The 1,509-nt window shown below is 71.5% G+C and carries 1 protein-coding gene; it reads right to left on the reverse strand.

Annotated features, from left to right (window positions below):
- Positions 1 to 42: 42 nt before the first annotated feature.
- Positions 43 to 1,401, reverse strand: a complete 1,359-nt coding sequence (gene glmM / locus ACWGIU_RS37715) for a phosphoglucosamine mutase (RefSeq protein WP_453712577.1) — start codon at positions 1,399 to 1,401, stop codon at positions 43 to 45.
- Between the last annotated feature and the right edge of the window lie 108 nt (positions 1,402 to 1,509).

Raw genomic sequence — 1,509 nt, forward strand, 5'->3', positions numbered from 1 at the left:
GTGCCGGGCAACGCGGGCCCGGCAAGATCCGAAAGAGACGACCTAGCCCAGCGCGGACTTCACGACGTCCGCGAGGCGGCCGGCGACCGAGCGGGCCTGCTCGATGTCCGCGGCCTCGACCATCACCCGTACGAGCGGCTCCGTGCCGGAGGAACGCAGCAGCACCCGCCCGGTGGTGCCCAGCTCGCGCTCGGCGTCGGCGACCGCCGCCGCCAGCTCGGCGGAGGTGGTGACGCGGGACTTGTCCACGTCGGGAACGTTGACGAGCACCTGCGGCAGTCGCTGCATGACGCCCGCCAGCTCGGCGAGGGACTTGCCGGTGGCCGCGACGCGCGCCGCCAGCAGCAGGCCGGTCAGCGTGCCGTCGCCGGTCGTCGCGTGGTCGAGGATGATCACGTGGCCGGACTGCTCGCCGCCGAGCGCGTAGCCGTTCTGCTTCATCGACTCCAGCACGTAGCGGTCGCCGACGCCGGTCTGCACGACCTGGATGCCCTCGGCCTCCATGGCCATCTTGAAGCCCAGGTTCGACATCACGGTGCCGACCACGGTGTTCTCCCGCAGCTGCCCGGCCTCGCGCATGGCGAGGGCCAGCACGGCGAGGATCTGGTCGCCGTCGATCTCCTCGCCGGAGCCGTCCACGGCCAGGCAGCGGTCGGCGTCACCGTCGTGCGCGATGCCGAAGTCGGCGCCGTGCTCGATCACGGCCGCCTTGAGCAGGCCGAGGTGGGTGGAGCCGCAGCCGTCGTTGATGTTGAGGCCGTTGGGCTCGGCACCGATCGTGACGATCTCCGCGCCGGCCCGGGTGAAGGCCTCGGGTGAGACGTACGCGGCCGCGCCGTGGGCCTCGTCCAGGACGACCTTCAGGCCTTCGAGGCGGTTCGGGAGGACCCCGATGAGGTGCGCGACGTACCGGTCGAAGCCCTCGGTGTAGTCGGACACGCGGCCGACGCCGGAGCCGGTGGGCCGGTCCCAGGGCGCACCGGTGCGGTGCTGCTCATAGGTCGACTCGATGCGGTCCTCCAGCTCGTCGGCGAGCTTGTGGCCGCCGCGGGCGAAGAACTTGATGCCGTTGTCGGGCATGGCGTTGTGGCTGGCGGAGAGCATCACGCCGAGGTCGGCGCCCAGCGCACCGGTGAGATACGCCACCGCCGGGGTGGGCAGCACACCGACGCGCAGGACGTCCACGCCCGCGCTCGCGAGGCCCGCCACGACCGCGGCCTCCAGGAATTCGCCGGAGGCACGGGGATCCCGGCCGACCACCGCGGTCGCCCGGTGGCCCTCGAAGGTGCCCGCTTCGGCCAGTACGTGGGCAGCCGCCACGGAGAGGCCGAGCGCGAGCTCCGCCGTCAGATCCGCGTTGGCAACGCCGCGTACACCGTCCGTCCCGAAGAGTCGTCCCACTGTTGTCCTCCCGAGTTTCCGCTTCGCGTTTTTGACCGCTTGTGACAGGTATTTGCCGCTTGTGGCGGTAAACGAACCGCCCCGGCAGCACAGAGAGTGCTGCCGGGG

It is taken from the genome of Streptomyces sp. NPDC054840 (genome assembly GCF_053611065.1).